Here is a 21,329-nt window from a genome sequence, read left to right on the forward strand (position 1 = left end):
TGGAAAAAGTATGAAGAACTGGAGAATGCTGATTCTTGGTGTGGCACTGACGGCTAACACCGCGTTCGCAGCCCCGCAAATGGTTGATAAAGTTGCCGCTGTAGTAAACAACGGTGTGGTGCTGGAAAGCGATGTCGATGGCATGATGAAATCGGTGAAAGCTCAGGCACAGCAGGCAGGACAACAGTTACCTGATGATCGCACGCTGCGTCATCAGATTTTGGAGCGCCAGATCATGGATAATATTATCCTGCAGATGGGGCAAAAAATGGGCGTGCAGGTTACCGACGAACAGCTCGATCAGGCGATTCAAAACATTGCGGCACAAAACCGCATGTCGCTGGATCAGCTGCGTAGCCGCCTGGCTTACGATGGTGCGAACTACCAAACCTATCGTGCCCAGATCCGTAAAGAAATGCAGATTGCCGAAGTGCGTAACAACGAAGTGCGTCGTCGTGTCACCATTCTGCCGCAGGAAGTGGACACGCTGGCTAAGCAGGTTGCCGCACAGAACAGTCAGGGTACCGAGCTGAACCTGAGCCACATTCTGCTGCCGCTGTCGGAAAACCCGACGCAACAGCAGGTTGACGATCAGGAAGCGCTGGCGAAGCAGCTGGTTGGTGAGATCAAGGGCGGAGCCGATTTTGGCAAGCTGGCGGTCACTTACTCAGCCGATCCACAGGCGCTGAAAGGCGGCAATATGGGCTGGGGCAAAATTGAAGAGCTGCCAACCATTTTTGCGCAGGCTGTTAGCTCAGCGAAAAAAGGCGACATCGTCGGCCCGATTCGTTCCGGCGTTGGCTTCCATATCCTGAAGGTCAACGATCTGCGTGGCGAGAGCAAAAACATCTCCGTGACCGAAGTGCACGCGCGTCATATTTTACTGAAGCCGTCACCGATCATGACCGATGCCCAGGCGCGTGCGAAGATCGAAGAAATTGCTGCTGATATTAAAAGCGGCAAGACCAGCTTTGTTCAGGCCGCGAAAAATTTCTCTGACGATCCTGGCTCAGCTAATCAGGGCGGCGATTTAGGCTGGACCTCGCCTGAAGTGTTCGATCCTGCTTTCCGCGACGCGTTACTGCGCTTGCAGAAAGGCCAGATCAGCGCGCCGGTGCACTCCTCTTTCGGCTGGCATTTGATTCAGTTGATGGACACCCGTCAGGTTGATAAAACCGATGCGGCACAGAAAGAGCGCGCTTACCGCCTGTTGTTTAACCGCAAGTTTGCCGAAGAAGCACAAACCTGGATGCAGGAACAACGCGCCAGTGCCTACGTGAAAATTTTGGACAACAATGCTCAATAACCACCGTGTGGTGATCACTCCCGGCGAGCCTGCCGGGATTGGTCCCGATCTCTGTGTCGCGCTGGCTCAGCGCGACTGGCCGGTTGAGCTGGTCATCTGCGCCGATGCCGATCTCCTGCTCAACCGCGCCGCCATGCTCGGTCTGCCGCTGGAATTACTGCCGTATCAGTCAGCCAGTCCGGCGACGCCGCAACGTGCTGGCACCTTAACGCTGCTGGCCATTAATGCGCCGCAACAGGTGCAGCCTGGCCATCTTGATGTCGCCAACGGTGCTTACGTGTTGGAGACGCTGACTCGCGCCTGTGATGGCTGTCTGGCCGGCGAATTTGCCGCGCTGATTACCGGTCCGGTGCATAAAGGCGTCATCAATGACGGCGGCATCGCTTTTACTGGTCATACTGAATTTTTTGCCGAGCGTGCCGGTTGCGAACGGGTCGTGATGATGCTGGCAACCGAAGAACTGCGCGTTGCTCTGGCAACCACGCACCTGCCGCTCAAGGATGTCTCCGCCGCCATTACGCGTGACAGCCTGCATGAAGTCATCTCGATTTTGCATCAGGATTTGCAGCAGAAATTTGCTATCGCCCGCCCCCATATTTTTGTCTGTGGTTTGAATCCCCATGCCGGAGAAGGCGGACATATGGGTCGGGAAGAGATTGACGTTATTACGCCTGCGCTCGATGAATTACGTGCGCAGGACATACAGCTGACCGGCCCGTTACCGGCCGATACGCTGTTCCAGCAAAAATATTTACAGCATGCCGATGCGGTTCTGGCGATGTATCACGACCAGGGTTTGCCGGTGCTGAAATATCAGGGCTTTGGCCGCGCCGTGAACATCACGCTTGGCCTGCCATTTATCCGTACTTCTGTCGATCACGGCACCGCGCTGGAACTGGCGGGCCGTGGCACAGCAGATGCGGGCAGCTTTATTACGGCGCTTAACCTCGCCATCACCATGATTAAGAGCAGTAATGAATAATCGCGTCCACCAGGGCCACTTCGCCCGCAAACGTTTTGGACAGAACTTCCTGAACGATTCCTACATCATCGACAGCATCGTCTCCGCCATTCATCCTCAGAAGCATGAGGCGCTGATTGAAATCGGCCCGGGTCTGGGTGCCTTAACCGAGCCGGTCGCCGAACGCCTTGATGCCCTGACGGTGATTGAACTGGATCGGGATTTAGCCGCACGGCTACAAACTCATCCGTTCCTCGGTCCAAAGCTGACCATTTATCAGCAGGATGCCATGACGTTCAACTTTGCCGAGCTGGCCGCCGAGCGCGGTCAGCCGTTGCGCGTGTTTGGTAACCTGCCCTACAACATCTCGACGCCGTTGATGTTCCATCTTTTCAGCTATACTGATGCGATCAAAGATATGCACTTTATGCTGCAGAAAGAGGTGGTTAACCGACTGGTTGCCGGACCGGGCAGCAAAGCCTATGGCCGACTCACGGTTATGGCGCAATATTATTGCAACGTGATCCCGGTACTGGAAGTGCCGCCAGAGTCCTTTACGCCGGCACCGAAAGTGGATTCGGCGGTGGTACGCCTGGTGCCTCACACCAGCGATCAACGTCCGTCAGTAAGTGATGTGCGCGTATTGAGCCGCATCACTACAGAAGCGTTCGGTAAACGTCGTAAAACCTTACGCAACAGTTTGGGTCACCTGTTCAGCGCTGAAGCGCTGGCAGAGATGGGCATTGATGCCACGCTGCGTGCGGAGAACATTTCCGTTGCGCAATATTGTCAGCTGGCTAACTGGTTAAGTACGCATCCAGAGCTGCCGCAAGAGAGCTAAATCATGAACGATTCGCCCCGGGTTTGTGTTCAGGTACAAAGCGTTTACATTGCCACTCACTCTTCGCCTGAAGATGAGCGTTATGTGTTTGCCTATACCATCACCGTGCGCAATCTGGGGCGTAATACGGTTCAGCTGCTCGGCCGCTACTGGCTGATCACCAACGGCAACGGCGAAGCATCCGAAGTTGAAGGTGAAGGCGTGGTTGGCGAGCAGCCGTACATTGAACCCGGCGACGAGTTCCAGTACACCAGCGGTGCCGTGCTGGAAACGCCGCTTGGTACTATGCAGGGCCATTACGTCATGGTCGACAATGAAGGCGAAAGCTTTCAGGTGGAGATCCCTGTTTTTCGCCTCGCCGTGCCCTCGCATGTCCATTGATCATCCTCGCGCGGAGCCGCTTCGCGCGAGGGTTTTTTCCTCAGGTAAACATTAATGAGTACCTATCTTATTGGCGACGTTCATGGTTGCTACGATGAACTGCAGTCGCTGCTGGCCCAGGTGGCGTTTGATCCCACTCAGGATACATTGTGGCTGACTGGCGATCTGGTTGCTCGCGGCCCTGGCTCGTTGGAGGTGCTGCGCTATGTGCGTTCCCTGGGTGACGCCGTAAAGTTGGTGCTTGGTAATCACGATCTGCATCTGCTGGCGGTCTATGCCGGTATCAGTCGCAATAAACCCAAGGATCGCCTGACGCCGCTGCTGGAAGCAGAAGATGCCGATGAGCTGATCAACTGGTTGCGTCGCCAGCCGTTGCTGCAGGTAGACGAAGAGAAAAAGCTGGTGATGGCGCACGCGGGCATTACACCGCAGTGGGATCTGGAAACGGCAAAAGTCTGCGCACGTGAAGTGGAAGCCGTGCTGTCGAGCGACAGCTATCCGCTGTTCCTTGATGCGATGTATGGCGATATGCCGAATAACTGGACGCCGGACCTTACCGGCTTGTCACGGTTACGTTTCAGCACCAACGCACTGACGCGCATGCGTTACTGCTTTCCAAATGGCCAGCTGGATATGATCAGCAAAGAGACGCCAGAATCCGCTCCGCCGCCGCTGAAACCGTGGTTCGCCATTGAAGGGCCGGTGGCGCGCGACTACACCATTGTCTTTGGCCACTGGGCGTCGCTGGAAGGAAAAGGGACGCCGCCGGGCGTGATTGGCCTTGATACCGGCTGTTGCTGGGGCGGCGTGCTGACCCTGTTACGCTGGGACGATCAGAGCTGGTTTGCGCAGCCGTCCAACCGCCAACGGCCGCTGGACGAATAAACAAAAGAATGCGCCTGGGCGCATTCTTTTTGCTTCACGCGCCGATCACGCCGCCATCTTCACGCGTCACCATAATTACCGACGAGCGCGGGCGCGGGCTGTTATTCGGGAAATGTGAATCGCCCTCTTCGCCCGGATGCTGAACGTTAACAAACAGCGTTTTGTAGTCTGGCGTAAAGGCGATGCCGGTCAGTTCGCAGGATTTTGGTCCCACCATAAAGCGTCGTATCTCACCGGTCTGCGGATCGCCGGTGAGCATCTGATTGTTGCCCTGCCCCTCAAAATCCCCTTTATTGCTGTATTTACCGTCGGTCAGAATCCACAGGCGGCCATCACGGTCAAAACCGAGGCCATCTGGGCTGTTGAAGGTATTTTCAGCGGTGATATTGGGTGTACCGCGATAGATGCCGTCCGGATGCGCAATCGGATTGCCACAGAGCGCAAAAATATCCCAGCTAAAGGCTTTCGCCGTGGCATCGCCTTTTTCATCCCAGCGAATAATCTGGCCGTAGATGTTTTTTGGCCGTGGATTAGCGGCATTGACCGGCATGCCGTCATCACCGCGTTTGCTGTTGTTGGTCAGTGTGCAATAAGCGCGACCATCGTGTGGATTCACTGCGATCCACTCCGGACGATCCATACGGGTCGCATTGACCCGATCGGCGGCGGCACGGGCGTTGATTAATACATCTGCCTGGCTGGCAAAGCCATTCTCTGCGGTCAAACCCTGCTGACCGTGCACCAGCGGCAGCCAGCGGCCGGTGCCTTTCAGTGGCGTGCCGCTGTGGTCACCAACAAACTCCGCGACATAGAGCGTGCCTTCATCCAGCAAGGTTTTATTGGCGGCGGGGTTAGCGTTATCGACCTTACCGTGCGACACGAATTTATAGATATATTCGCCGCGTTCGTCATCGCCCATGTACACCACCAGCTCACCGCTTTTAGCCACGGTGACCGCTGCGTTTTCATGTTTGAAGCGGCCTAATGCGGTGCGCTTCACCGGCACAGAATGCGGATCCATCGGATCGATCTCGACGATCCAGCCGTGGCGATTAAACTCATTGGGATTTTTGGCAACGTCAAAGCGCTCATCAAAATCGGACCAGTTGCGTTCCGGCTCGTTGGGCTCAAGGGTGTAGCGTTTTTGCTGCGGCGTAACCTTGAAGTCTGCCTGTTTGGTACCGAAGTAGGTGTCGTAGTTCTCTTCGCAGGTCAGATAAGTGCCCCACGGCGTCTTGCCGTTAGCGCAGTTGCCAAAGGTGCCAAATACCTTCATGCCTGCGGGATCGGCAGCGGTCTGCAACGCCTTGTCGCCCGCTGCCGGACCGGAGAAACGCATCTCGGTATTGGCGGTAATGCGGCGGTTATAGCGGGATGGACGCACAACCTGCCAGCGATTGTCAGCCTGGCGTGCAATCTCTACAACTGAAACGCCGTGGGCCGCCTGTGATTTACGCACGTCCTCAAGGCTGGTGGCCTTTTTGCCGCCGTGAGCGAACAGGTACTGTTCATTGACATATTCATTGTTGATCGCCAACAGGCCGCGATGTTCGTCGATCGGAAAAAAGCTCATGCCATCGTTATTATCGCCGAACTGTTTTTCCTGGTCGGCTGCGCTGTTTTTGCCTTCTGGATCAAACGCCGGTGCGCCGTCCACCAGCGGTTCACCCCAGGAAATCAGCACCTCAGCGCGATAGCCTTTGGCCACCACCATTGCATCGGCGGTTGAGGCAGGGATACCGGTAAAGCCCAGCAGCTTACTGTTTTGCGGTGCACCGCTAACGTCAGCAGCCTGCGCGCTACCCGACAAGGTGGCGCCAGAAAGAAAACCGGTCAGGCCAACGGCGCCGGTGGCGGCTAACAGCTGACGGCGTTTGGGATTGCGCAGGCGTTCGGCATCAAGGTGAGGGATTTTATCGGTCATCGTGCATTGCTTCCTGATTGGGGAGTGCGGAATGGAAGCAATGCTAACGGCGGATTATGACAGAAATGTTAAAAGCATGTAGAGACACTACAAAATGTGAAAATTAACGACGGCGCTCGAGGATCTCAAAACAGTAGCTGTGAGAATTCTGCGCATCCGCATCGTGAAATTCACTGAAAGTGGAGTGCCATTCATCCGGCTCGTAATCCGGGAATTGCGTATCACCGACAATTTCAGCATCAATATGGGTCAGATAAAGACGATCGGCTTTCGGCAGCATCTGCTCATAAATGCGTCCGCCGCCAATGATCATGATCTCTTCAGCCTCGCCAGCGGCGGCGATCGCCTCGTCCAGCGAGCTGACCCAGGTGACGCCTTCAGCGTGACCGGGCTGGCTGCTCACCACGATATTCAGGCGGCCCGGCAGCGGGCGACCAATGGATTCCCAGGTCAGGCGTCCCATGATCACCGGTTTGTTCAGCGTATTGCGTTTGAACCAGGCCAAATCAGCAGGCAGGTTCCACGGCATGGCGTTTTCCATACCAATCACACGGTCGGCGGCCAATGCGGCGATTAAACTAATCATGTTAAAAGACTCAGTGGAAAAATTGGCGCCATCATACGTAAGGGTGAAACTTTCGTCGATAGGCATAAAGCGCAATTCGTATAAAGCCCTGTTGCTACCAGCGATTTCTTATTGCGCAGCGTTTTTCACCAGCAAAGCCGTGAGTCGATGCGCGCGTGGCCTGCTGATAAAGCAAAGCACAACAGATCCCGGCAGCCTGATCTGGTCATTCTGTATTATCGCTGCGCGCTGAACCGATAAAGCACGCCGCAATAAAAAGCAGAAACAAAAACGGCTCCCAAAGGAGCCGCTTGATAGCGTTTCAGCCATCAGCCTTTGATCATGGCGTGCATCTCTTGCACCGAGATCACTTTTTCCGTTGGGTCAGCGTTTAGCGCCATGGTGGTGGCGAAGCTGCCATTCAGCGTGGTGTCATAATGCACCTTGTACTGCAACGCGCTGCGACGAATGACCTTCGAGTCTTCAATCGCCTGACGCCCTTCGGTGGTGTTAACAATATAGGCATATTCACCATTCTTCAGGCGATCCTGAATATGCGGTCGGCCTTCATGCACTTTATTTACCAGGCGTGGATTAATTCCGGCTTCGCCCAGCACCACTGCGGTGCCATGCGTGGCATCCAGCTCAAAGCCAAACTTCTGCAGCTTGATGGCCAGATCGACAATGCGCTTCTTGTCACCTTCGCGCACCGACAGCAGCGCGCGGCCCGATTTTTTCATTGTGGACTGTGCACCGAGCATCGCTTTGGCAAAGGCTTCCGCAAAGGTACGGCCAACGCCCATCACTTCACCGGTTGAACGCATTTCCGGGCCAAGAATCGGGTCGACGCCAGGGAATTTGTTGAACGGCAGCACCACTTCTTTTACCGAGTAATAAGGTGGGATCACCTCTTCGGTTACGCCCTGCTCGGCCAGCGTTTTGCCTGCCATCACGCGCGCAGCGACTTTGGCCAGCGGCACGCCGGTCGCTTTCGATACGAAAGGCACGGTACGCGCAGCACGCGGGTTAACCTCAATCAGGTAAACCTCATTATCTTTGACGGCAAACTGCACGTTCATCAGGCCACGGACGCCTAATTCGAAGGCCAGTTTTTCCACCTGCTGACGCATTACGTCCTGAATCTCTTTATTCAGAGTGTAAGCCGGCAGCGAACAGGCAGAGTCACCGGAGTGCACGCCCGCCTGCTCAATGTGTTCCATGATGCCGCCAATCAGCACGCGCTCGCCGTCGCAGATAGCATCAACATCCACTTCAACCGCATCATCGAGGAAACGGTCAAGCAGCACTGGCGCATCGTTGGACACCGATACCGCCGTCTGGAAGTAACGCTTCAGGTCGACTTCGTCATAAACGATTTCCATCGCGCGGCCGCCCAGAACATAGGAAGGACGTACCACCAGCGGATAACCGATTTCTGCTGCCTTCTCTACCGCATGTTCCAGCGCGGTAACCGTGGCGTTTGCAGGCTGCTTCAGCTGCAGACGATCCACCGCCTGCTGGAAGCGTTCGCGATCTTCCGCACGGTCGATAGCATCCGGGCTGGTACCGATAATCGGCACGCCTGCGGCTTCCAGCGCGCGCGCCAGCTTTAACGGTGTCTGACCGCCATACTGAACAATCACACCTTTCGGCTTTTCGATGCGGGCAATTTCCAGCACATCTTCCAGCGTCACCGGCTCGAAATAGAGACGATCTGAGGTGTCGTAATCGGTAGAAACGGTCTCCGGATTACAGTTGACCATGATGGTTTCATAGCCATCTTCACGCAGCGCCAGCGAGGCGTGTACGCAGCAGTAGTCAAACTCAATGCCCTGGCCGATACGGTTAGGACCGCCGCCCAGCACCATGATTTTTTCACGATCCTGATTCGGATTGGCTTCGCACTCTTCTTCATAGGTTGAGTACATGTAAGCGGTATCGGTGGAGAACTCGGCGGCGCAGGTATCAACACGTTTGTAGACCGGATGCAGCGCATATTTCTCACGCAGCTTGCGAATTTCGAATTCTGAAACGCCTGCCAGTTTTGCCAGACGAACGTCTGCAAAGCCCTTGCGCTTCAGCGCACGCAGGAAATCGGCGGTCAGGCCGTTTACGCCCTGCTGTGCCACCTGGGCTTCCAGCTGAATCAGCTCTTCAATCTGCACCAGGAACCAGCGATCGATGTTGGTCAGGTTAAAGATGGCATCTAATGACATCCCGGCACGGAACGCGTCGCCAACGTACCAGATACGCTCGGCGCCAGCATCTTTCAGCTCACGGCGAATGCGCGTCATCGCTTCCGGATCGGCAAGGTTGACCACCGGATCGAAGCCATGCGCGCCCACTTCCAGGCCGCGCAGCGCTTTCTGCATCGACTCCTGAAACGTACGACCGATGGCCATCACTTCACCCACCGACTTCATCTGCGTGGTCAGGCGATCGTTGGCACCGGCAAATTTTTCAAAGTTAAAACGTGGAATTTTCGTGACCACGTAGTCGATAGAAGGCTCGAACGAGGCTGGCGTACGGCCGCCGGTGATATCGTTCATCAGCTCATCCAGCGTATAGCCTACCGCCAGCTTGGCGGCAACTTTGGCAATCGGGAAGCCGGTGGCTTTGGACGCCAGCGCGGAAGAGCGCGATACGCGCGGGTTCATCTCGATGATGATCAAACGGCCATTTTCCGGATTGACCGAGAACTGCACATTCGAGCCGCCCGTCTCCACGCCGATTTCACGCAGTACCGCCATCGAGGCGTTACGCATGATTTGATATTCTTTGTCGGTCAGCGTCTGCGCCGGTGCCACGGTAATCGAGTCACCGGTATGAATGCCCATGGCGTCGAAGTTTTCGATGGAGCAGACAATGATGCAGTTATCATTTTTGTCGCGCACCACTTCCATTTCATACTCTTTCCAGCCAATCAGCGACTCATCAATCAGCAGCTCATTGGTTGGCGAGAGATCCAGACCGCGTTCACAGATCTCTTCAAACTCTTCGCGATTGTAAGCAATGCCGCCGCCGGTGCCGCCCATGGTAAAGGAAGGACGGATGATGCAGGGAAAGCCGACATCTTCAGCCACTTTCAGCGCTTCATCCATGTTGTGTGCGATACCGGAGCGAGCGGTGTCGAGGCCAATGCTCTTCATCGCCTTATCAAAGCGCTGGCGATCTTCTGCTTTATCAATCGCATCGGCGGTGGCGCCGATCATGGTGACGCCAAACTCCTCCAGCACGCCCCGACGTTCCAGCTCCAGCGCACAGTTCAGCGCCGTCTGGCCGCCCATGGTTGGCAGCACCGCGTCCGGACGCTCTTTTTCAATAATCTTGCGAACGACTTCCCAGTGAATCGGCTCAATATAGGTGGCATCCGCCATTTCCGGATCGGTCATGATGGTGGCCGGATTTGAGTTCACCAAAATAACGCGATAACCCTCTTCCCGCAGCGCTTTACACGCCTGCGCGCCCGAGTAGTCAAATTCACATGCCTGACCAATAACGATTGGGCCAGCGCCAAGGATCAGGATCGATTTTATGTCTGTGCGTTTTGGCATTATTTAGCTCCTGATAACGTCGCTTTAGAACGGTAGGCTTCAATCAATTCAATAAAGTGGTCAAACAGCGGCGCGGCATCGCCCGGGCCTGGGCTCGCTTCAGGGTGCCCCTGGAAGCTGAAGGCAGGTTTGTCGGTGCGATGAATGCCCTGCACGGTGTGGTCAAACAGCGACGTGTGCGTGATGCGCAGGTTCGCAGGCAGCGTCTGCTCGTTTACCGCAAAGCCGTGGTTCTGTGCGGTGATCATCACGGTATTGTTATCGTGATCTTTTACCGGATGGTTGCCGCCATGATGGCCGAGCTTCATTTTGATGGTGGTGGCGCCGCTGGCCAGAGCCAGCAGCTGATGTCCAAGGCAGATACCAAACACCGGAACGTCCGTTTCCAGGAACGCTTTAATAGCCTCAATGGCGTAATCACACGGTTCTGGATCGCCAGGGCCGTTGGAAAGGAAAATGCCGTCCGGATTGAGTTTCAGCACCTCTGCTGCTGAGGTCTGTGCAGGCACTACCGTTAAACGGCAGCCGCGATCTACCAGCATACGCAGGATGTTGCGCTTGACACCGTAGTCATACGCCACCACGTGATAAGGCAGGTCGGCATCGGCCTTTTGCTCGGGCAGATCGCCTTCCAGCGTCCAGCTGCCCTGGGTCCAGCGGTACGCTTCTTTAATAGTGACTTCTTTCGCCAGATCCATCCCCTTCAGGCCAGGAAACGCCTGCGCCTTTTGCAGCGCCAACGCTGCATCCGGATTGTCGCCCGCAATAATGCAGCCGTTCTGTGCGCCTTTTTCACGCAGCAGACGTGTCAGCTTGCGCGTGTCGATATCAGCAATGCCGACAATGTTAAGGCGGCACAGATACTCAGATAGCCCTTCTTCACTACGGTAATTGCTGGCCATCAGTGGCAGGTCACGAATCACCAAACCTTGCGCATGTACCTGAGTGGATTCTTCGTCGGCGGCGTTGGTGCCGACATTACCGATATGGGGATAAGTGAGAGTGACGATTTGGCGGGAATAGGAAGGATCAGTAAGGATTTCTTGATAACCGGTCATTGAAGTGTTGAAAACAACTTCCCCCACTGCCGACCCCGTTGCCCCGATGGCCCGACCGTGGAATTGGGTTCCGTCTTCCAGAACCAAAAGTGCTGACTTAATCAAAACATCCTCCAGGGAATAAACAGTCATTATATATGCATATTAATTCATAACATGGGCACGAATCAATGCTAAAACCGACTAACTGTTCGAATTTTGGCAAATTGCGCGCATTCTAATGATCGTGCTGTCAGATGTCCAGCCTGAAACGACTTTTTTACCTTGTTTTGACGCCTTCAGCTGAATAACCAGGAATTAACTGTAAAAGAGAGAGATAACGGCGCGGGATAAACGGTTGCGGAGCACACTTGCTCATAAACAGGGCTGCAAGAGCATTAAAAGTGGACCAATTGGTCAAAAACAGGCTTTTTCGCCCTCGACAACAGAGATAAACTGTAATTAATAACAGTTAACTTAAAAATTAATATCGTAACGCCTGTTTTAAAGATAAAAATAAAGGGCAATAACATATTGCCCTTCCAATCAAAACGTTACGATCGAAATAACCACATCACATGGCTCACCACACATCATAAATCCGCTAAATTCAGCACGTCGCGCATATCATAAAGCCCATTTTCATGGCTCTTAATCCATGAAGCAGCACGTACCGCGCCTTTGGCAAAAGTCATGCGGCTGGTCGCCTTATGCGTAATTTCAACCCGCTCGCCAACGTCGGCAAACATCGCAGTGTGCTCACCCACAATGTCACCTGCTCGCACGGTAGCGAAGCCGATGGTCTGCGGCGCGCGTTCACCGGTATGGCCTTCGCGCGCATAGACCGCATGTGCATTAAGATCCCAGTGCATCGCATCGGCAATGGCTTCGCCCATCGCCAGTGCGGTGCCCGAAGGCGCATCCACTTTGTGACGGTGATGCGCTTCGATAATTTCAATGTCGGCATAGTCGCCCATCACTTTTGCGGTTTTCTCCAGCAGCATCAATACCAGATTAACGCCGACGCTAAAGTTAGCCGCAAAGACAATAGCGATATCCGCCGCGGCGGCCTGAATTGCTGCTTTACCCGCATCATCAAAGCCCGTGGTGCCTATCACCATCGCTTTACGATGCTGGCGACAAAAAGCCAAATATTCCAGCGTGCCTTCCGGACGGGTAAAGTCGATCAGCACATCGAAATCATCCACCACAGCGTCAAGATTGTCGCTTATCGCCACGCCCGTTTTGCCGCTGGCGGCCAGTTCACCGGCATCACAACCCACCAGCGACGATCCTTTGCGCGCAATTGCCGCGCCCAGCATGACGCCTTCAGCCTCAATCGCTGCCTGAATTAAAATGCGCCCCATACGTCCCGGTGCGCCGACCACAGCGATGCGGATATTATTCATAACCATTCATTCCTGATAAATTTTTATGCATGTAAAGCCTGAACAGGTTAACCAGCTGTTCACAGCTGCGCCACAACAAACATCGATAATAAGAATTTTATGCCAGCGGCACACCATTATCAGTAAAACAAATTATGTTGCGGCACGCCTGGCCAGTGGGGTGGCGCTAATGTGCAGAAAGCGGTTCAGCGAAGGGAACAACGTGCGCGGGCAGCAAGCATAAAAAATGGCGCATCCTGTGCGCCATTTTTAGATGAGATCTTTAACGTCAGAGCTGGCGGACATCCACCCGCAGCTCTTTAGGCACTTCAAACACGATGTTCTCTTCGCGACCGCTCAGCTCGGTAACATCGACGCCGCCCAGTTCGCGTAAGCGCTGAATCACCTGCTGCACCAGAATATCTGGTGCTGACGCACCGGCCGTCACACCAACGCAGGTGACATCTTTCAGCCAGGCTTCCTGAATGTCATCGGCAGAATCGATCAGGCGTGCCAGTTTGCCCGCACGCTGTGCCAGTTCGGCAAGGCGATTCGAGTTGGAGGAATTTTTCGATCCTACCACCAGCACCACCTCGGCCTCTTCGGCCAGCGAACGCACCGCTTCCTGACGGTTGGTGGTGGCATAACAAATATCATCTTTACGCGGGCCAACAATTTTTGGAAAGCGCTCACGCAACGCATCGATGATATCGGAGGTGTCATCCACAGAGAGCGTGGTTTGCGTCATAAAGCACAGGTTGTTCTCATCTTTTACCTGCAGCTTAAAGACATCTTCCGGCGCTTCCACCAGATACATCCCGCCATTGTCATTGCTGTACTGTCCCATGGTGCCCTGCACTTCCGGATGGCCTGCATGGCCGATCAGAATTGCTTCGGTGCCTTTGCGGCTGGCTCGCGCCACTTCCATATGCACCTTGGTCACCAGTGGACAAGTCGCATCAAACAGCATGGTCAGCGCACGGGCTTTCGCTTCCGCCCGCACCGCCTGAGAGACGCCGTGAGCAGAAAAAATCAGAATGGCGCCGTCCGGTACTTCGCTGATCTCTTCAATAAAGATGGCGCCACGCTCACGCAGGCTATTCACCACATAACGGTTATGCACCACTTCGTGACGCACATAGATTGGCGCGCCGTACATTTCCAGCGCCCGCTCAACGATGCTGATGGCACGATCTACGCCAGCACAAAATCCGCGTGGGTTAGCCAACAGGATTTGCATGATTCGTCTCCAGTACCGGATCTATCTCCAGCACATCGATATCAAAATGGATACTTTGCCCGGCTAAAGGATGGTTAAAATCCACGGTGATCGAATCGCCGGAAATTTCTCGTATCACGCCTGGCATTTCGCTGCCGTCCATGCCGGTGAACAACATAATTGCACCGATTTCTGGCTCGCCCGCCTGCACAAAATCGCGGCGGGAGAAGTACTGAATCATATCCGGGCTGGCGATGCCAAATGCATTCTCTGGTGTCAGGGTGAATGCGTGCTTGTCGCCCGCTTTCAGCCCAATAAGTTCCGCTTCAAGGCCCGCCGACAGGCTGCCGTCGCCAAGGCGAAACAGCGCCGGTTTGCCGTTGGCGCGCGTCGACTCAGCGGTAGAACCGTCTTCCAGTTTAAGAACAAAATGCACCAGAATGGCGCTGTCGTGCTGCACAAGCTCTGTCATGCTTTACCTTTATGCTTCGCCTGTTTGCCCGCGGGCGATAAAAAGCCCTCAAGCACGATCAGCACGGCGCCTACGCAGATGCCGCAGTCGGCAATGTTAAACGTGGCAAAGTGCCAGTTGCCGACATAAAAATCGATCATATCAACCACAAAACCGTGCCAGGTTCGGTCAAACAGGTTGCCCAGTGCGCCGCCAATAATCAGCGCATAGGCGATGTTATTGAGTTTTTTGCTGGCTGGCGTGCGATACATCATCACCAGCAAAGCCACGGCAATAGCAATCGCAATGGCGGCAAAAAACCAGCGTTGCCAGCCACCTTTATCGGCCAGGAAACTGAACGCCGCGCCATAGTTGTGCGCATAGAACAGATTCAGGGACGGCATGATGGACAGCGTTTGATGCAGCAACATGTTGCTCATCACCCATTGCTTACTGGCAAAATCCACCGCAATCAGCACCACTACCAGCCACAACCAGCGTAGCCCTGTCGATAAAATTGGTCTGGTCATCAGGCAAACTTACGCTCTTCACCGGCGCCAGCGACGTTCGTCACACAGCGGCCACAGATATCAGGATGGTCAGCGTTCTGGCCAATGTCGGTGGCGTAATGCCAGCAGCGTGGGCACTTCTCGCCTTCTGCTTTATGCAGCGCGATTTTCAGCCCTTTCAGCAGTTCACTTTGTTGCGCCTCGTCGGTGGCCAGCGCGTAATCCGCCACCTGCGCACCTGAGGTCAACAGTACAAAGCGTAGCTCATCGCCGAGCGCCGTCAGCTTAGCGGCCAGATCGGCATCGGCATACAGCGTTACGCTGGCTTCCAGTGCCCCACCAATGCGTTTTTCTGCGCGCGCCTGCTCAATGATTTTATTCACTTCGCCGCGCACCTTTAGCAGGTCCGCCCAATAAGCATCGTTCATTGATTCATCGGCGGTCATGCCAAACAAACCATAGAACCACTCTTCAGTGAACACGTATTTCGCACGTTTGCCCGGCAGAGCATTCCAAATTTCATCGGCGGTGAAAGACATCACCGGTGCCATCCAGCGCACCAGCGCCTCGGCGATATACCATAGCGCGGTTTGACAGCTGCGACGCGCCAGACCATCGCTCTTGGCGGTGTACTGACGGTCCTTGATCACATCAAGATAGAACGAGCCCATTTCAATGGAGCAGAACTGCATCAGACGCTGAATCACCTCATGGAAATCGTAGTTTTCATACGAATTGATGATATCTGCCTGCGCCGCCTGCGCACGTCCTACCGCCCAGCGATCCACCACTACCATCTCTTCTGGCTTCACCAGATCGGTTTCCGGATTGAACCCGTTGAGGTTAGCCAGCAGGAAACGCGCGGTGTTGCGAATACGACGATAAGAGTCCGCCGCACGCTTCAGGATTTCATCAGAGACCGCCATTTCGCCCGAATAATCGGTTGAGGCGACCCACAGACGCAGAATATCGCCGCCCAGCTTGTTCATCACATCCTGCGGGCTCACGGTGTTGCCGATAGACTTGGACATTTTGCGCCCCTGTCCATCCACGGTGAAGCCGTGCGTCAATACCTGGCGATACGGCGCTTTGCCTTTCATGGCGGTTGAGATCATCAGCGATGACATAAACCAGCCGCGATGCTGATCGGAGCCTTCCAGGTACATATCCGGCGTGTGACCGCCAAACTCAGGACGGGCATCGACCACGGAATAGCTGGTGGAGCCGGAATCAAACCAGACGTCCAGCGTATCCGGCACTTTATCGTAGTGATCGGCATCATCGCCCATCAGCTCGCGGGCATCGAGATCCCACCAGGCCTGAATGCCATCCTGCTCAACGCGCTGAGCCACTTTCTCCATCAGCTCAAGCGTGTCCGGGTGCAGCTGCTCGGTCTGTTTGTGCACAAACAGCGCCATCGGCACGCCCCATGTACGCTGACGCGAGATACACCAGTCCGGACGGTTGGCGACCATCGACTCAATGCGCGCCTGACCCCAGTCTGGAATCCACTGCACCGCACCGATCTCTTTCAGCGACTGCGCGCGCAGGCCTTTCTGATCCATGCTGATAAACCACTGCGGCGTGGCACGGAAGATGATTGGCGTTTTGTGGCGCCAGCAGTGTGGATAGCTGTGATGCAGTTTTTCAACGTGCAGCAGTGCGCCTTTCTCACGCAGCAGCTCAACGATCATGTCGTTGGCCTTAAAGACATTAACGCCATCCAGACCAGGCCAGGTGCCCGGCAGGAAGGCGCCATCCGGGCCAACCGGGTTAGCGGCTTCAATGCCATATTTCTGGCCGATCACATAGTCATCCGGGCCGTGGCCTGGCGCGGTATGTACCGCACCGGTACCGGCATCCAGCGTTACGTGTTCGCCCAGCACCACCGGAGAGTGGTGATCCAGGAAAGGATGCTGGAACGGCATCAGCTCCAGTGCAGCGCCTGCGGCGGTACCCAGTACCGTCCATTCGCTGACGCCCGCGCGCTTCATCACGCTCTCAACCAGATCTTTCGCCAGAATCAGCGCGCGGCCTTCGATCTGCAGCAGCTGATATTCAAATTCCGGATGTAGCGAGATAGCGCGGTTAGCCGGCATGGTCCACGGCGTGGTGGTCCAGATCACCAGCGAAACCGGGCCTGCAACGTCGGTCACACCAAATTTGGCCGCAACCGCAGCGGGATCGACCGCATTGAACATCACATCAATGGACGGTGAAGTTTTGTCGTAATACTCCACTTCCGCTTCAGCCAGCGCTGAACGACAGTCGAGACACCAGTGAACCGGCTTGGCACCCTTATGCAGATGACCGTTACCGATGATTTTGCCCAGCGCGCGAATGATGTTCGCTTCGGTCTGGAAATTCATCGTCAGGTAAGGACGATCCCAGTCGCCAAGCACGCCGAGACGGATAAAATCTTTTTTCTGGCCTTCCACCTGCTCGGCGGCATAGGCACGGCAGGCTGCACGGAATTCAGCAGCGCTGACCTTTTCACCCGGCTTGCCAATCATCTGCTCAACTTTATGCTCAATCGGCAAACCGTGGCAGTCCCAGCCCGGCACATAAGGTGAGTCATATCCCGCCAGGCCTTTCGACTTAACGATAATGTCTTTCAGAATCTTGTTAACCGAGTGACCAATATGAATGCTGCCGTTCGCATAGGGAGGGCCATCATGCAAAATAAAGGTTTTTTTCCCTTTTTTGGCTTCGCGGATGATGCCGTACAGATTGTCATCATACCAACGCTGCAGCATTCCCGGTTCGCGTTTGGCCAGATCGCCACGCATCGGGAACCCCGTTTCCGGCAAGTTCAGGGTAGATTTATAGTCACTCATCAGATTCTCGGTTCCGTATTTCGGTGTTTAGACCGGTGTTTGTAGCCCGAAATATTGTCGGGCGGTCACCACATCTTGGGCAATTTGCGCTTTCAGTTCATCAAGCGATGCGAAGCGCTGTTCATTGCGTATTTTTTGACATAACACCACTTCTATATGGCGTCCGTACAGGTCCATTGCAATATCCAGCAGATGAACTTCTAACTGTTGTCGTATTCCGGCCACCGTTGGCCGCGTGCCGATATTGGCGACACCTGGCAGCGGTGCATCGGTCAGGCCGCGCACTTCAACCGCATACACGCCCTTCACGGGCGAGACAAAGCGCCGCAGCGGCAGATTGGCAGTAGGAAAGCCGATGGTTCTTCCCAGCGCATCACCATGCACTACGCGGCCGGAAATCGTGAAAGGATGGCCCAGCAACGATTCTGCCAGCGGCAAATCGTCACTGGCCAGTGCCTGGCGTACCGCGGTGCTGCTGATGCGCTTGCCGTCTTCGCAGAAAGTCTGCGTACTGACGACATCGAAGCCATATTGGGTGCCAGCGTCCTGTAATAACAGGAAATCCCCCTGGCGACCAGCGCCGAAGCGGAAATCATCGCCTACAGCGAGAAACTTCACGTTCAGCTTGTCGACCAGCAGATCGCTGACAAAACTTTGTGCCGTGCGCGCCGCAAACTGGCGATCAAAACGCACGCAGAGCACCGAGTCAACGCCCAGCTCAGCCAGATAGCGCAGCTTCTCCCGCAGGCGGGTCAGACGCGCCGGCGCGTTGGCACCGGCAAACAGCTCCAGCGGCTGCGGCTCAAACAGCATCACCGTTACCGGCAGCTGGCGTTTACGCCCCTCTTCACACAGCCGTGTTAGCAGCGCCTGATGTCCACGATGTACACCATCGAAATTACCGATCGTCAGCACACAGCCGCGATGCTGTGCTCTGAGATTATGTATACCGCGTATGAACTTCATGGCTGACTCAAACGTGTGGAAAGTGGCGGATTATACCTTGTACAGCGGTTAAGGTTAACCCGTGTTACGCGGCTTTAGTCGATTCTTCACGGCATTTCGCGTCAGTAAGGCCACATCTGCCAACATGGCCGATTTTTTTCTGGCGAAATACTGTATTCAATGGGACGAAGCTGGTAGAATCCTGCGCCATCAAATACGTAATCAGGCGTTGTTCCACAAACGGCGCTTATTTGCACAAATCCATTGACAACAGAAGGCTTAAAAGGCATAGTCCTCGGCCTTTGATTTGTCCTAATAGAACACATTTGGGAGTTGGACCTTGGCTAATATCAAATCAGCTAAGAAACGCGCCGTAACATCTGAGAAGCGTCGTAAGCATAATGCAAGCCGTCGTTCAATGATGCGTACTTTCATCAAGAAAGTACTCGCGGCCATCGCTACTGGCGATAAAGAAGCTGCACAGAACGCATTTAACGAAATGCAACCACTCGTGGACCGTCAGGCTGCTAAAGGTCTGATCCACAAAAACAAAGCTGCGCGTCATAAGTCAAACCTGACTGCTGCAATCAACAAAATGGCGTAATTGCCACCCTGTTGTAAGCTTTGTATAAAGAACCGGCTGCTAGCCGGTTTTTTTATGCCTGCGATTTGCCAATGCGCTGACAAACCTGCGTGATAGCGTGGATGTGAACGTTGCCTGCTGGCCGTTAAATGCTGAATGTGATGTCACGAAAGACAGGATGGGTACGCGGAGAATAACAGGCAGGATTAGGCCGGCGAACCGGCCTGAGGCATGATTAGATGGCGCAATAAACGCGCGCTTCACGTGGCGTGTAGATACCAAACGTCACCAGGCTCAGTAAGCCATTAACAAACGTCTGCTGCACTTCAACCCGGCTAACTTTTTCCTGGCCGCCGCATACCTGCGCCGCATCAATGCTCTTACGCTGACCGATACCTGAAACAAAGAACGGCTGGCTGGTGGTTTTCGTCGCCGCACCAACTTGATTCTGCTTCATTACGAAAGTCTGCTGCGCACAGCCGGTTAAACTCAGAGCCAACAACGCCGCAACACAAAACTTGTTCATAAATATCCTTATCGCCTGAAATGAAATAATAAATGCTGAGTGAAATCATCACTCAGCCAGCAATCAGGTTATCGACAGCGACAGCAGAAACATTAGAAAGGTTTTTGAGTATGCCTTAACGGATACGTTGAGCAGAATAGTACAGCAATAAAAAAAGCCCCTGCAGTGCAGGGGCTTTTTATGTTTACCGCAGCGTTTCCGCTTAGCGAGTCAAATCGTCGAAGAACTTTTTGACGCCATCGAGAAAGCTTTTTGAGCGCGGGCTGTTCTTCTCACCCGCCGCACCACCAAAGCTCTCTTCCAGCTCACGCAGCAGCGACTTCTGCTTCTCGTTCAGGCTAACCGGCGTCTCAACCACTACGCGGCACAGCAGGTCGCCCTGGTTGCCACCACGCACCGATTTAACGCCTTTGCCACGCATGCGGAACAGCTTGCCGGTCTGCGTCTCTGCAGGCACCTTGAGCTTCACGCGGCCATCCAGCGTAGGCACTTCGATTTCGCCACCCAGTGCAGCCATCGCGAAGTTGATCGGCACTTCGCAATAGAGATTATTCTCTTCACGTTCAAAGATTGGGTGTTTCTTCACCGCCACCTGAACGTAGAGATCGCCTGCTGGCGCGCCCTGCTCACCGGCTTCACCTTCGCCGTTTAAGCGAATGCGGTCGCCTGTGTCCACACCGGCCGGAATTTTCACCGACAGCGTTTTTGACTTCTCAACGCGTCCATGACCGTGACAAGCATTACACGGATCTTTAATCACCGAACCGCGTCCGTGACAGGTTGGACACGCCTGCTGTACCGTGAAGAAGCCCTGACGCATCTGCACCTGGCCCGCACCGTGACAGGTTGGGCAGGTCTGCGGCTGCGTACCCGCTTTCGCGCCGCTACCGTGACAGATATCGCACTCTTCCAGAGTAGGAATGCGGATCTCTTTGGTCACGCCACGTACCGCTTCTTCCAGCGTTAACTCCATGTTGTAGCGTAAATCGGCACCACGTGAGGCACGCTGACGACGTCCGCCGCCGAAGATGTCACCGAATACGTCGCCAAAGATATCACTGAAGTCTGCACCGCCACCGCCGCCAAAGCCGCCGCCGCCGTATCCACCACCGCCGCCTTGTTCAAAGGCTGCGTGACCATACTGGTCGTAAGCGGCACGCTTCTGCGCATCGGTCAGGATTTCATACGCTTCCTTGACCTCTTTGAATTTACCTTCGGCGTCTTTGTCGCCCTGGTTACGGTCGGGATGGAACTTCATCGCCAGGCGTTTATAGGCCTTTTTGATTTCACGCTCTTCCGCCGATTTCGGAACGCCTAAAATCTCGTAATAGTCTTTCTTCGCCATGTTTTTAATGCCCTTAACAAACATGAACGGGCGTGGAGAAAACTCCGCCGCCCGTGCTGGTTAACAGCGGTT

18 protein-coding genes are annotated in these 21,329 nt (G+C 54.7%); 6 read left to right on the forward strand and 12 right to left on the reverse strand.

Features of this window, described 5'->3' with window-relative positions; translation table 11 throughout:
• Window positions 1-10: 10 nt before the first annotated feature.
• The 5 genes from surA to apaH are packed head-to-tail and all read left to right on the forward strand — an operon-like array spanning window position 11 to window position 4,374.
• Window positions 11-1,306, forward strand: coding sequence for a peptidylprolyl isomerase SurA (surA, locus tag ACJY2L_RS10555; protein ID WP_439213624.1), 1,296 nt, complete (start codon window positions 11-13; stop codon window positions 1,304-1,306).
• Window positions 1,296-2,288, forward strand: coding sequence for a 4-hydroxythreonine-4-phosphate dehydrogenase PdxA (gene pdxA, locus ACJY2L_RS10560; protein ID WP_439213626.1), 993 nt, complete (start codon window positions 1,296-1,298; stop codon window positions 2,286-2,288). The genes surA and pdxA overlap by 11 nt, the downstream gene beginning before the upstream one ends.
• Window positions 2,281-3,108, forward strand: coding sequence for a 16S rRNA (adenine(1518)-N(6)/adenine(1519)-N(6))-dimethyltransferase RsmA (gene rsmA / locus ACJY2L_RS10565; RefSeq protein WP_439213628.1), 828 nt, complete (start codon window positions 2,281-2,283; stop codon window positions 3,106-3,108). Before pdxA ends, rsmA begins: the two co-directional genes overlap by 8 nt.
• A gap of 3 nt (window positions 3,109-3,111) precedes the next feature.
• Window positions 3,112-3,489, forward strand: a complete 378-nt coding sequence (gene apaG, locus ACJY2L_RS10570) for a Co2+/Mg2+ efflux protein ApaG (protein ID WP_439213629.1) — start codon at window positions 3,112-3,114, stop codon at window positions 3,487-3,489.
• Window positions 3,490-3,543: 54 nt separating this feature from the next.
• Window positions 3,544-4,374, forward strand: coding sequence for a bis(5'-nucleosyl)-tetraphosphatase (symmetrical) ApaH (gene apaH / locus ACJY2L_RS10575; RefSeq protein WP_439213630.1), 831 nt, complete (start codon window positions 3,544-3,546; stop codon window positions 4,372-4,374).
• A gap of 34 nt (window positions 4,375-4,408) precedes the next feature.
• On the opposite strand, the gene ACJY2L_RS10580 is transcribed toward apaH, so the two are convergent.
• From ACJY2L_RS10580 to ribF, 10 genes are all read right to left on the reverse strand, one after another.
• A complete protein-coding gene (locus ACJY2L_RS10580) occupies window positions 4,409-6,298 on the reverse strand; it encodes a PhoX family protein (protein ID WP_439213631.1) in 1,890 nt (629 codons plus the stop codon).
• A 103-nt stretch (window positions 6,299-6,401) separates the two neighbouring features.
• Complete coding sequence (gene folA, locus ACJY2L_RS10585; protein ID WP_067435122.1) at window positions 6,402-6,884, reverse strand: type 3 dihydrofolate reductase; 483 nt, start codon at window positions 6,882-6,884, stop codon at window positions 6,402-6,404.
• A 308-nt stretch (window positions 6,885-7,192) separates the two neighbouring features.
• Window positions 7,193-10,417, reverse strand: coding sequence for a carbamoyl-phosphate synthase large subunit (gene carB, locus ACJY2L_RS10590; protein WP_439213632.1), 3,225 nt, complete (start codon window positions 10,415-10,417; stop codon window positions 7,193-7,195).
• Window positions 10,417-11,580 (reverse strand): glutamine-hydrolyzing carbamoyl-phosphate synthase small subunit, encoded by a 1,164-nt coding sequence (gene carA, locus ACJY2L_RS10595; protein WP_187485845.1) that lies wholly within the window; start codon window positions 11,578-11,580, stop codon window positions 10,417-10,419. The genes carB and carA overlap by 1 nt, the downstream gene beginning before the upstream one ends.
• Before the next feature lie 467 nt (window positions 11,581-12,047).
• The gene (gene dapB / locus ACJY2L_RS10600; protein WP_439213634.1) at window positions 12,048-12,863 is read right to left on the reverse strand and encodes a 4-hydroxy-tetrahydrodipicolinate reductase; all 816 of its coding nucleotides are present in this window, start codon (window positions 12,861-12,863) and stop codon (window positions 12,048-12,050) included.
• A gap of 268 nt (window positions 12,864-13,131) precedes the next feature.
• Complete coding sequence (gene ispH, locus ACJY2L_RS10605) at window positions 13,132-14,082, reverse strand: 4-hydroxy-3-methylbut-2-enyl diphosphate reductase (protein ID WP_067427884.1); 951 nt, start codon at window positions 14,080-14,082, stop codon at window positions 13,132-13,134.
• Window positions 14,063-14,533 (reverse strand): FKBP-type peptidyl-prolyl cis-trans isomerase, encoded by a 471-nt coding sequence (gene fkpB / locus ACJY2L_RS10610; protein WP_067427879.1) that lies wholly within the window; start codon window positions 14,531-14,533, stop codon window positions 14,063-14,065. The genes ispH and fkpB overlap by 20 nt, the downstream gene beginning before the upstream one ends.
• On the reverse strand, window positions 14,530-15,042 hold the full coding sequence (gene lspA / locus ACJY2L_RS10615; protein WP_067427877.1) for a signal peptidase II: 513 nt from the start codon (window positions 15,040-15,042) through the stop codon (window positions 14,530-14,532). Before lspA ends, fkpB begins: the two co-directional genes overlap by 4 nt.
• Window positions 15,042-17,858, reverse strand: a complete 2,817-nt coding sequence (gene ileS, locus ACJY2L_RS10620) for an isoleucine--tRNA ligase (protein WP_439213635.1) — start codon at window positions 17,856-17,858, stop codon at window positions 15,042-15,044. Before ileS ends, lspA begins: the two co-directional genes overlap by 1 nt.
• A 27-nt stretch (window positions 17,859-17,885) precedes the next feature.
• Window positions 17,886-18,824: a bifunctional riboflavin kinase/FAD synthetase gene (ribF, locus tag ACJY2L_RS10625; RefSeq protein WP_439213636.1), complete on the reverse strand. Its 939-nt coding sequence runs from the start codon at window positions 18,822-18,824 to the stop codon at window positions 17,886-17,888.
• A gap of 319 nt (window positions 18,825-19,143) precedes the next feature.
• Between ribF and rpsT the strand changes: the two genes are divergently transcribed.
• Window positions 19,144-19,407, forward strand: a complete 264-nt coding sequence (rpsT, locus tag ACJY2L_RS10630) for a 30S ribosomal protein S20 (protein WP_439213637.1) — start codon at window positions 19,144-19,146, stop codon at window positions 19,405-19,407.
• Between the two features lie 214 nt (window positions 19,408-19,621).
• Here rpsT and ACJY2L_RS10635 read toward each other — a convergent pair whose 3' ends face one another.
• Window positions 19,622-19,912, reverse strand: a complete 291-nt coding sequence (locus ACJY2L_RS10635; protein ID WP_439213638.1) for a Bor family protein — start codon at window positions 19,910-19,912, stop codon at window positions 19,622-19,624.
• A 202-nt stretch (window positions 19,913-20,114) separates the two neighbouring features.
• Window positions 20,115-21,257, reverse strand: coding sequence for a molecular chaperone DnaJ (gene dnaJ, locus ACJY2L_RS10640; RefSeq protein ID WP_067435119.1), 1,143 nt, complete (start codon window positions 21,255-21,257; stop codon window positions 20,115-20,117).
• Between the last annotated feature and the right edge of the window lie 72 nt (window positions 21,258-21,329).

This window comes from Duffyella sp. Ts4 (assembly GCF_051851875.1).
Classification (GTDB): domain Bacteria; phylum Pseudomonadota; class Gammaproteobacteria; order Enterobacterales; family Enterobacteriaceae; genus Duffyella; species Duffyella gerundensis.

Excerpts from the sequence above, each read along its gene's own strand:
- surA (WP_439213624.1), top strand. The coding sequence starts at position 11 with ATGAAGAACTGGAGAATGCTGATTCTTGGTGTGGCACTGACGGCTAAC.
- pdxA (WP_439213626.1), top strand. The coding sequence starts at position 1,296 with ATGCTCAATAACCACCGTGTGGTGATCACTCCCGGCGAGCCTGCCGGG.
- rsmA (WP_439213628.1), top strand. The coding sequence starts at position 2,281 with ATGAATAATCGCGTCCACCAGGGCCACTTCGCCCGCAAACGTTTTGGA.
- apaG (WP_439213629.1), top strand. The coding sequence starts at position 3,112 with ATGAACGATTCGCCCCGGGTTTGTGTTCAGGTACAAAGCGTTTACATT.
- apaH (WP_439213630.1), top strand. The coding sequence starts at position 3,544 with ATGAGTACCTATCTTATTGGCGACGTTCATGGTTGCTACGATGAACTG.
- ACJY2L_RS10580 (WP_439213631.1), bottom strand. The coding sequence starts at position 6,298 with ATGACCGATAAAATCCCTCACCTTGATGCCGAACGCCTGCGCAATCCC.
- folA (WP_067435122.1), bottom strand. The coding sequence starts at position 6,884 with ATGATTAGTTTAATCGCCGCATTGGCCGCCGACCGTGTGATTGGTATG.
- carB (WP_439213632.1), bottom strand. The coding sequence starts at position 10,417 with ATGCCAAAACGCACAGACATAAAATCGATCCTGATCCTTGGCGCTGGC.
- dapB (WP_439213634.1), bottom strand. The coding sequence starts at position 12,863 with ATGAATAATATCCGCATCGCTGTGGTCGGCGCACCGGGACGTATGGGG.
- ispH (WP_067427884.1), bottom strand. The coding sequence starts at position 14,082 with ATGCAAATCCTGTTGGCTAACCCACGCGGATTTTGTGCTGGCGTAGAT.
- fkpB (WP_067427879.1), bottom strand. The coding sequence starts at position 14,533 with ATGACAGAGCTTGTGCAGCACGACAGCGCCATTCTGGTGCATTTTGTT.
- lspA (WP_067427877.1), bottom strand. The coding sequence starts at position 15,042 with ATGACCAGACCAATTTTATCGACAGGGCTACGCTGGTTGTGGCTGGTA.
- ileS (WP_439213635.1), bottom strand. The coding sequence starts at position 17,858 with ATGAGTGACTATAAATCTACCCTGAACTTGCCGGAAACGGGGTTCCCG.
- ribF (WP_439213636.1), bottom strand. The coding sequence starts at position 18,824 with ATGAAGTTCATACGCGGTATACATAATCTCAGAGCACAGCATCGCGGC.
- ACJY2L_RS10635 (WP_439213638.1), bottom strand. The coding sequence starts at position 19,912 with ATGAACAAGTTTTGTGTTGCGGCGTTGTTGGCTCTGAGTTTAACCGGC.
- dnaJ (WP_067435119.1), bottom strand. The coding sequence starts at position 21,257 with ATGGCGAAGAAAGACTATTACGAGATTTTAGGCGTTCCGAAATCGGCG.